This window comes from Grimontia sp. AD028 (assembly GCF_000973155.1).
Classification (GTDB): domain Bacteria; phylum Pseudomonadota; class Gammaproteobacteria; order Enterobacterales; family Vibrionaceae; genus Enterovibrio; species Enterovibrio indicus.
Genome location: NZ_LASY01000081.1, coordinates 1 through 8,326, shown reverse-complemented (window position 1 = coordinate 8,326; position 8,326 = coordinate 1). Strand labels below are relative to the sequence as shown.

The 8,326-nt window shown below is 48.9% G+C and carries 9 protein-coding genes; 5 read left to right on the top strand and 4 right to left on the bottom strand.

Annotated elements, in window-relative coordinates:
- Positions 1-182: 182 nt before the first annotated feature.
- A complete protein-coding gene (locus RN22_RS17610; protein ID WP_046306250.1) occupies positions 183-1,028 on the top strand; it encodes an AraC family transcriptional regulator in 846 nt (281 codons plus the stop codon).
- Here RN22_RS17610 and RN22_RS17605 read toward each other — a convergent pair.
- From RN22_RS17605 to RN22_RS17595, 3 genes are all read right to left on the bottom strand, one after another.
- Positions 1,020-1,790, bottom strand: coding sequence for a PTS sugar transporter subunit IIA (locus tag RN22_RS17605; RefSeq protein ID WP_046306248.1), 771 nt, complete (start codon positions 1,788-1,790; stop codon positions 1,020-1,022). The genes RN22_RS17610 and RN22_RS17605 overlap by 9 nt on opposite strands.
- Entirely contained in the window at positions 1,787-2,089 is a 303-nt protein-coding gene (locus tag RN22_RS17600) for a PTS fructose transporter subunit IIB (protein WP_002541683.1), read from the bottom strand. The genes RN22_RS17605 and RN22_RS17600 overlap by 4 nt, the downstream gene beginning before the upstream one ends.
- A gap of 72 nt (positions 2,090-2,161) precedes the next feature.
- On the bottom strand, positions 2,162-2,542 hold the full coding sequence (locus tag RN22_RS17595; protein ID WP_156168228.1) for a cysteine-rich CWC family protein: 381 nt from the start codon (positions 2,540-2,542) through the stop codon (positions 2,162-2,164).
- Between the two features lie 163 nt (positions 2,543-2,705).
- Here RN22_RS17595 and RN22_RS17590 point away from each other — a divergent pair, with 163 nt between their 5' ends.
- The 4 genes from RN22_RS17590 to RN22_RS17575 all read left to right on the top strand — a co-directional run bounded on the left by RN22_RS17590 (position 2,706) and on the right by RN22_RS17575 (position 6,649).
- The gene (locus RN22_RS17590) at positions 2,706-3,557 is read left to right on the top strand and encodes an ABC transporter ATP-binding protein (protein ID WP_046306243.1); all 852 of its coding nucleotides are present in this window, start codon (positions 2,706-2,708) and stop codon (positions 3,555-3,557) included.
- Positions 3,554-4,486 (top strand): ABC transporter ATP-binding protein, encoded by a 933-nt coding sequence (locus tag RN22_RS17585; RefSeq protein WP_046306241.1) that lies wholly within the window; start codon positions 3,554-3,556, stop codon positions 4,484-4,486. The genes RN22_RS17590 and RN22_RS17585 overlap by 4 nt, the downstream gene beginning before the upstream one ends.
- Complete coding sequence (locus RN22_RS17580) at positions 4,483-4,962, top strand: hypothetical protein (RefSeq protein ID WP_046306239.1); 480 nt, start codon at positions 4,483-4,485, stop codon at positions 4,960-4,962. The genes RN22_RS17585 and RN22_RS17580 overlap by 4 nt, the downstream gene beginning before the upstream one ends.
- Before the next feature lie 337 nt (positions 4,963-5,299).
- Positions 5,300-6,649, top strand: coding sequence for a dicarboxylate/amino acid:cation symporter (locus tag RN22_RS17575; protein WP_002541690.1), 1,350 nt, complete (start codon positions 5,300-5,302; stop codon positions 6,647-6,649).
- A 62-nt stretch (positions 6,650-6,711) separates the two neighbouring features.
- On the opposite strand, the gene RN22_RS17570 is transcribed toward RN22_RS17575, so the two are convergent.
- Positions 6,712-8,097, bottom strand: coding sequence for a bifunctional NUDIX hydrolase/phosphatase PAP2 family protein (locus RN22_RS17570; RefSeq protein ID WP_082111435.1), 1,386 nt, complete (start codon positions 8,095-8,097; stop codon positions 6,712-6,714).
- Between the last annotated feature and the right edge of the window lie 229 nt (positions 8,098-8,326).

Genomic DNA, 8,326 nt, shown 5'->3' with positions numbered 1-8,326 from the left:
AGTCCCCACAAACGCTGCCCAAAGGGTTCGACTACGCGTCCCGTACCCTAAACGTTTTATGCTTTGTTGAGGTGTATTTGCTTAGAAGTGACTAGGCGGCACACACCTCGCCGCGCCTAAAACGTTTAGGGCTAGAACAAAATTTCACCACCAAAGGTCAACAGCCCCTATATAAAACAACCATGAGTCAGGTCTTTCAACTGCTGCTGGAGAATCTTCTGGCAGAGCGCGAACACTTCAATCGCATCTGGTTTGCGAGCGATCAGGTGACGCCACCTCAATTCAGTTATCAGGTCAATTTTCCTCGCGTTGAACTGGTGATCAGCGGTGAATATCCCAACCTTTTGGAAAACCCCGACAAGTCGATCACTGAATCGAAACTATTGGCAGGGGATGCTTTGTATGTGCCGCCAAACAGTTGGAACAAACCCAACTGGGATACAGACTGTTCCGTTCTTAGCCTTCTGTTCGGCAAGCGCCAACTGGGCTTCAGTTTGGTGAGTAAGGCTAAGAATCAACCGGGTTTTTATGACGTGCAAAAGTACAGTCTCCAAACCCGAACCGGCCATGCGATTGACCATATTCTCGCTGCGCTGAATACACTTGCCAAAGAGCCCGTGCAAACGCCGATGGATGGATACCTGCTCCATGCGCTGTTGAGCTATTGCCAGCAGATGCTTACCGCGCCTGCTGCTGGTACACGTAACCGGGTGGAAGATTTGTATCAGGGGATTTGTATCTACATTCAGGAGAACTTTCACCGCCACATCACGCGTGAGTCGATAGCGCACCGCTTCAATATCACGCCGAATCACCTGTCGCGGCTTTTCCGACAGCAAGGCCATATGCGGATGGCGGATTACATTACCTGGGTGCGGATAGACCGAGCTAAGTTCATGTTGAAACGTTATGACTTTCGGTTGGGGGAAGTGGCAACCCGTTGCGGCTTTCAGGATGTGAATTACTTTTACCGCGTGTTTAAGTCCAAAACTGGCATGACACCGTCTGAATATCGGGGCTCAGACTGACGCGTTGGAAAGGGAATGAACGATGATGGTTTCCAGAATATCCGCATCCTGATTATCGGTCAGATAGCGGCAGAAATGTTCTTCTAATAGCAATTGAGAAAAGCCAGAAAAGGCGACCACGTGATCGCGAACCGGTGGCGCAGGGAGCATCATTCCTATCACCCGAGTCACATCACCGCGCTGTGAGCCCCAGTCCAATGGCAACGCTGTGGTCGCTATCATCAGATGCGCCTTGCTGACATTCGGCGAAATGATATGGGGCAGTGCAATACCATTGCCCATACAGGTTGCCGAAACACTCTCCCGTTTATACAGCGCGTTGAACAAGTCTTCCTGACTGGCAGGTTCAGTCATTGAAACTTTCAGGGCGAACTCTGCCAATAACGCGTGTTTATCTAGTGGAGATCTATCAATGCGGTGGATGCAGCCCGTGAAGGGTAGGGTGACATGATCTGAAGGCTCAAATGGCGCACTATTTTTGCCACCGGAAAGTACGTGAGCATGTTCATCCAGAAAATCGGTGAGCACCATGGAAGCAAGCTCGGCATCAGACCCTTCAATCAATAACTGGCAGAGATCGCCCGGCTTTATACTCAGGCTCATCATCCTTATAGGGTGTTCGACACTGGCTTGTTTGCGCTGGGAGATATTGCAGAACATCGTGACGGATCGGAAATAGCCCGCCAGCGTTTTCAGACGGTTCAGCCTCCATGCTGCCAAGCCTTCTTCATCAACAAAGAAGGTGATCCTCCGGGTGATCATAATGTTTTGCAGCGCTCCAATACTTTCACGGGATCCGTCAAGACTTCTTCAATGGTCACACAGTGGATTTTACTGCCAGTGAAACGGGCGCGGTCTTCTACTTCAATGTCTGAGGCAATCAATACCACATTCGCGCGGGCGATATCCTGAATGCTGAGTGGGTTCTCAATACCCATCGCGCCCTGGGTTTCTACTGCGATTTGAATACCGATTTGTTGCGCTGCTTTTTTGAGTTCAGCAGCAGCCATATAAGTGTGGGCGATACCTGTAGGGCAGGCAGTGACAGCAACGATTTTCATTTTTCTGGATTGTCTTGTTTGAGTGAAAAAAAGCGGCGTATTTTCAGCTAAGAACTTCAATCAGTCCGTGATTTAGCCCACGTTGTTGTAGCTTGTGGGTTCGGATTTTCCAAAGGGACAATGTCGACAGCCATTGCCACAACAGGTGCCACGGCGTAAATGGTACCAAGCCGAGAATACATAAAGTCCACGTTCGATGGTGTAATCCAGTCCTTCTACTAACTCTTTCTGCTCGCGATAGGGCTTTGCAAGACGAATCAAGTCATTGGTGCTGTATTCCTGATAGAGGTTTTCCAGCTTCTCGTTAATGCGTTTAGCCAGACAGGTTTTACACAGACACGAGAGGTTGTCCTCTGCTGCTGGAGGGAGAACATTGGGATACTGCATGCACCAGCATTGACCAGACTCGGCAGTGCATTCAAGCGCGTTTCCGCACTCAGGACATTGACTCATGCTTACCACGGGTTAGAGAAATGAGCGGGAATTGTACCTGAAAGGACGCTTGCGATCCTTCCCCAATACTGTGCGATCTAATTCACTCTTTTTGAGAACTTATTTTACTGCAAAAAGAAATGATAATAATTTGCATTCAATATTGTTTTGGGAGTGAATCTACATGGCAAGTGAACACGCCTTTCATAGTGACCCTTTGTTAAGGGTTCGAGATCTTTGCGTTGACTACATCACGGATGATGGTCATTTCCGCGCGGTGAAATCGGTCAGCTTTGATATTGGTCGAGGTGAAGTCTTCGGTTTGGCTGGGGAATCCGGCTGCGGAAAAAGTACCATCGCATTTTCGGTAAACAATCTGCACAAGCCACCTGCGTACATTTCCGGCGGCGAAATCTGGCTGGAAGAGAGAAACCTACGCACGCTGTCCAAAAAAGAGCTGGCAGCGGTTCGTTGGAGCGAGATCGCCATGGTATTCCAAAGTGCCATGAATTCCCTGAACCCAGTGCTCACGGTCGAAGAGCAATTCGTGGATGTGATTTGCCACCACAAAGGTTGGACGCGCGCTGAGGCAATTGATCGTGCTTACAAGATGTTGGACTTGGTGAATATTCCCCGTGATAGGTTGGGAGACTACCCGCACCAGTTCAGTGGCGGCATGCGTCAGCGTTTGGTGATTGCGATTGCACTGAGCTTGAGTCCGAAACTTATCATCATGGATGAACCCACAACGGCGTTGGATGTGGTGGTGCAACGCGAAATCCTTCAGCAGATTTTCACCCTCAAAGAAGAGTTTGGCTTCTCTGTGCTTTTCATTACCCATGATCTGGCTTTGATGACTCAACTGAGCGACCGCATTGCCATCATGCGCCACGGTGAAATAGTGGAAGTGAATAGCTCAAAAGAAATCCGACAGAACCCGCAGCACGAATATACCAAGAAGCTCTGGGCTTCTTTCCCGAATATTCACGACCGTGAAGGCAGCAAAGCCAAGTTTGAAGAGGGGGCAACCGCATGAGCCAGCCAATCATTGAAGTTAAGAACGTTTCAAAAACCTTCCTTGCAGGCGGCGGTTTCTCCAAAAAAGAACCCTTTGAAGCACTGCGCGGCATCAGCTTTGATCTTCACAAAGGGCGCGCATTAGCGCTTGTTGGAGAATCCGGTTGCGGAAAAAGTACCGTGGCACGTCTTATTACCAAGGTACATGAGATGACGACAGGAGATATTCTGTTCAAAGGGCAGAGTATCGACACCATCAATTCGGGCAAAGCACTGCGCGAATACCGCAGTAATGTACAGATGGTTTTCCAAGACCCGTTTGGTTCGCTCAACCCGGCTCACACTATCGATCACCATATTGCTCGACCGCTGAAAATCCACAACCAGGCCACGACCGAAGAGGAAGTGAAACAACGCCAACGCGAACTGATGGAACTGGTCGAACTGGATCCGGATTGTCTCTCCAAGTTTCCTCATCAGCTAAGCGGTGGTCAGCGCCAGCGCATCAATCTGGCAAGGGCTCTGGGTGTGGGTGCAGAAGTGATTTTGGCGGATGAACCAACCTCAATGCTGGATGTTTCAATCCGTTTGGGCGTGTTGAACCTCATGCAACGCATGAAGAAAGAGATGAGCATCGGTTTTCTCTACATCACTCATGACCTAGCCACAGCGCACTACATTGCGGAAGAAACGGCGGTGATGTATCGCGGACAAATCGTAGAGTGGGGTGATACGCAGGAGATTCTCTCCAATCCACAACACCCTTACACCAAGCTTCTCATTTCTGCCGTGCCAGATCCGGATCTGCCATTTGCGGATCTTATCCATCAAACCGAAAACTACTCCCAGAACGCCGATGAAGTTCGTATTCTCAGTGCGAAACTGCAGCCTGAAATCCAGAAAGTTTCGGACAATCACTTTGTGCGCAATTGGGAGTCGGCGGCATGAATCGGTCCAATGAGCTGACCGTGGATGTGTGGTTGGGCGAGGTTCAAAACTGGTACTGCAATCAAAACATCAATGAGATTTGCTGTTTGGAAGAAATGGTGAAGCAGGCACCACCGTCACTGTTTCTTCCATACATTGATGAGTCTAAGAGTCAGGCGATTGGTTACTGGTTGGATGCGTGTATGCGCATCCATCATCACCTTAATGCTCAGGACAGTATCGAAGGCGCTTACGCTTTCCTCCAATTCGCCTACAGCAAGATGCAGGAAATGGGCAGCAACATTGGGCACGATTTGAAAGTGAAGAAATGGTGCCTGCAACGGATGGATGCCTTAGTCGTGGTACTGCTTGAGTACTGCCAGTGTCAGGACGGCGAGTACTGGCAAAGCGAAGCGAAAACCTTAATTGAAGCCCACGTGAGTTTCATGACCGCACAGAATCACTTAAACCTTTCCCAGGAAGTCGCAGCAGGATAGAGCCTGCTGCAAGACTCGCCAATTATCTATCTTTATTCCCATGCAGCATATTTCGTTAATGGCTCGTTAACAAAAACTTCAAAATCACTCAAATTCGAGACAAAGCGGAATTTCAATTCACGATATATCTATTGCCAGTTGTGAGGATGCCCGAAATAAGTCGCTCGCTACTGGTCAATTTTTAAGCTAATTCAACCACTTTCTCATTGAGTGAATGGAATATCTCTCTTTGTGACTAATTATGCATAATTAGCTCGTGCAAATTTTTGCCAATTGCCAGTAAGCAAGACAAAAGAAAGGGTTTTCACGACTGCATAACTAAAGTCATGGAGGCAATATGGTAGACGCAGCATCAAACGGTGATGGCAAGATGAGCCTAACCGCCAAGGTTATTGTCGGCTTGGTAGCCGGTATTATTCTTGGACTTGCTATTAACATTCTGGGTTTAAACCCAGCAGGTGGATTTGTTGACACCTACATCACAAACGGCTTGTTCCACGTTGTGGGCAAAATGTTTGTTAACGCGTTGAAAATGATGGTAGTTCCGCTGGTACTCTTCTCGCTGATTTGCGGGGTATGCGGGATTGGTGACATTAAAACGCTAGGCAGAGTGGGCTCGAAGTCTTTCGCGCTTTATATTCTGACGACCGCTGTTGCGATCGCTGTAGCAATCACAATCGCATCAATCAGCGGTATCGGTACCGGCATGCAAATGGCGGCAGATACTGCGTTCTCGGGCCGTGAAGCGCCGCCACTTTCTCAAGTGCTTATCGATATCATTCCTAACAACCCAGTGAATGCGCTTTCCGAAGGCGAGATGCTGCAAATCATCTTCTTCGCCATCCTGATGGGTGTGTGTATTTTGATGGTGGGTAAAGAAGCGAAGAAAGTCGTTGAACTGGTGGAAGTGCTGAACGAAATCATGATGAAGATGGTTACCCTCATCATGGAAATCGCACCTTACGCTGTGTTCTGTTTGATCGCCAAAGCCATGGCCAACCTCGGCTTGGGGCTCTTTGTTGAGTTGATTGGCTATGTGGTTGTTCTGATTGGTATCCTGCTGGTTCACCTCTTTGTGGTTATCCCAACCATCCTGAAAGTGTTCTCTGGCCTGAACATCGTGACCTTCATGAAGAAGGCGCGCAACATGCAGGTATTCGCATTCAGTACTGCAAGCTCGAATGCGACGATTCCTGTTACGCTGCGTACTGTGACTGAGCGTATGGGTGTGAAGAACTCTGTGGGTTCTTTCACCGTTCCGTTTGGTGCAACCATCAACATGGATGGTACAGCGATCATGCAGGGTGTAGCGACGGTATTTATCGCTAACATCTACGGCATTGATCTGGGTGTAGGCGGCTTCCTGACCGTGATTCTGATGGCCGTACTGGCTTCTATCGGTACTGCTGGTGTGCCGGGTGTTGGCCTGATCATGCTGTCGATGGTATTTGCACAGGTTGGTCTGCCACTGGAAGGTATCGGCCTTATTCTGGGTGTTGACCGTCTGCTGGATATGGTTCGTACCGCGGTTAACGTGACCGGTGATGCGGCAGTCAGCTGTATTGTTGCGAAGAGCGAAGGCAAGCTGGATGAGTCAGTCTTCAACGATCCAAACGCTGGTGTGATTACGCATGTGGAAATTGACCATGATGCGGAGAAAGAACTGGCAGATATCGCGAAAGGCTAATTGGTCTTCTAGATGAAAAGAGCGCCTCAGGGCGCTCTTTTTTGTGGTGGGCTGTTGGCGAGTTATCTGCTGAGTTTAGGAGCCAACCAAGATAACAGCAAAGCCAACAAAGCAAACCCCAGTGTGGTTGCAGCAAGAATTTCGATACTTGAGTTGGAGACTTGCCCAACGCCGCCAATCAGCCCGGCGACTCCCGCGACACTGAGCAATGACCAGATGAATCCCTTCTTACCCAAAGGTGAATCAATAGCAGGGATTTGCTTTTTGGTCAGGTGCAGCATCACAGCGAAAGTCAGCGAAAAAGCCGCACAGTAGAGAAAAGTTGGCTGGATCTGCGCGGCGGCAAGCGGAAGGGTGACAATGCCAATCAGTGCCCACAATACTGGCGAAACAACTTTGCTCTGGCGTTGAGTCAAAGCGTGTGAAATTGACACCACCAACGTGCCAATCACGGCTCCGGCCAGCACGTCGGTGATATAATGGACACCAAGATAAACACGGCTTAATGCCACCAATACCGACGGTATTAACCAAATAGCGAGATATCCCTTACCTGCTTGTTTCAACCACAGATAAACCAGTCCCCACACTGCGAAGGCTGTCGCTGTATGGCCACTAGGGAAAGCAAAGCCTGAAGCGCCTGTAAGCTGAAGATCTGGGAACAGATAAAAGGGTCTGGGAACAGCAAAATGCAGCTTTGCGAAGCTGACAATCAAGGTGACAGCGACGGTTGTAAACATCAATTGAGAAACCCGTTTTACGCCGCCAGATGCCGTAGCAATTGGGATAAGCAAGAAGAACAATATGCCGCTTCCCATTGCCGAGGACGCTGTAAGCAGTCCACCAAAAATGGAAGGCATCGCTTTGATGGCGTCTTGGAACGCTTGGTTAATCGACGCATTCCACACATTGAATTCAGCACTCATGTGGCTGAAATCATCAAAGTGCGTGGTTTCACTGGGGGTGGCTGTTTCCAACCAGGTTGGGATCATTCTTACCTGATTGGGGAATCGGACTTCTTTAATGTCTACAGAGCTTGGCGTCATCATGGCAACATTTCGCACCTCACGGCCAAAATGCTCTGCTTGCCAACTGGCCACCATGGCATTGCCATCTTCCTGATTATGGATAGCAATAGGGGATAGGGCGCGACAATCAAACAAAACGGCTCTATCTAACCGTGCAAACTCTTTGACCACTTCAACCGCAATACCCGTCTCTTCGAGTGTCTCGCGGATCGCAGCATCAGCGGGGTTGTCACTATCTACAAAGCCGCCAGGTATTGAAATTCGGTTGTTCAGAATATCCCGGGTGACTAGCACACGACCTTGATCATCTGAGACTAAACAGGCTGCGCCTCTGATGGTTTCCGGTTGTTCGGTAGCAAATGCAGGTGAAAGGGCAAAAAAGCAAAGAAAGAAGGTGAGCAGTTTTCTTGTCATCGTCATGTTCGAATTGTTTTAGTTAATGGGCATTCTAGCAGTCACTGACAACCAGGGTGCGAGAAAGTTTAAAATTCGTTTTGAAGGTTAATTTCCCATTTTTAAGATGTTGGGTTTTCTGATGTGCAGCAAGAAAATGCATAGTTCCTGGTGGCTTTTTGAGCATTTGAGTTAAAACATGCAAAAAGGGGGTTTACAGCCTTCCGAGACCTCGCTAATATTCGCCGCACTTACG

Excerpts from the sequence above, each read along its gene's own strand:
- RN22_RS17580 (WP_046306239.1), top strand. The coding sequence starts at position 4,483 with ATGAATCGGTCCAATGAGCTGACCGTGGATGTGTGGTTGGGCGAGGTT.
- RN22_RS17575 (WP_002541690.1), top strand. The coding sequence starts at position 5,300 with ATGGTAGACGCAGCATCAAACGGTGATGGCAAGATGAGCCTAACCGCC.
- RN22_RS17610 (WP_046306250.1), top strand. The coding sequence starts at position 183 with ATGAGTCAGGTCTTTCAACTGCTGCTGGAGAATCTTCTGGCAGAGCGC.
- RN22_RS17570 (WP_082111435.1), bottom strand. The coding sequence starts at position 8,097 with ATGACGATGACAAGAAAACTGCTCACCTTCTTTCTTTGCTTTTTTGCC.
- RN22_RS17605 (WP_046306248.1), bottom strand. The coding sequence starts at position 1,790 with ATGATCACCCGGAGGATCACCTTCTTTGTTGATGAAGAAGGCTTGGCA.
- RN22_RS17585 (WP_046306241.1), top strand. The coding sequence starts at position 3,554 with ATGAGCCAGCCAATCATTGAAGTTAAGAACGTTTCAAAAACCTTCCTT.
- RN22_RS17595 (WP_156168228.1), bottom strand. The coding sequence starts at position 2,542 with ATGAGTCAATGTCCTGAGTGCGGAAACGCGCTTGAATGCACTGCCGAG.
- RN22_RS17600 (WP_002541683.1), bottom strand. The coding sequence starts at position 2,089 with ATGAAAATCGTTGCTGTCACTGCCTGCCCTACAGGTATCGCCCACACT.
- RN22_RS17590 (WP_046306243.1), top strand. The coding sequence starts at position 2,706 with ATGGCAAGTGAACACGCCTTTCATAGTGACCCTTTGTTAAGGGTTCGA.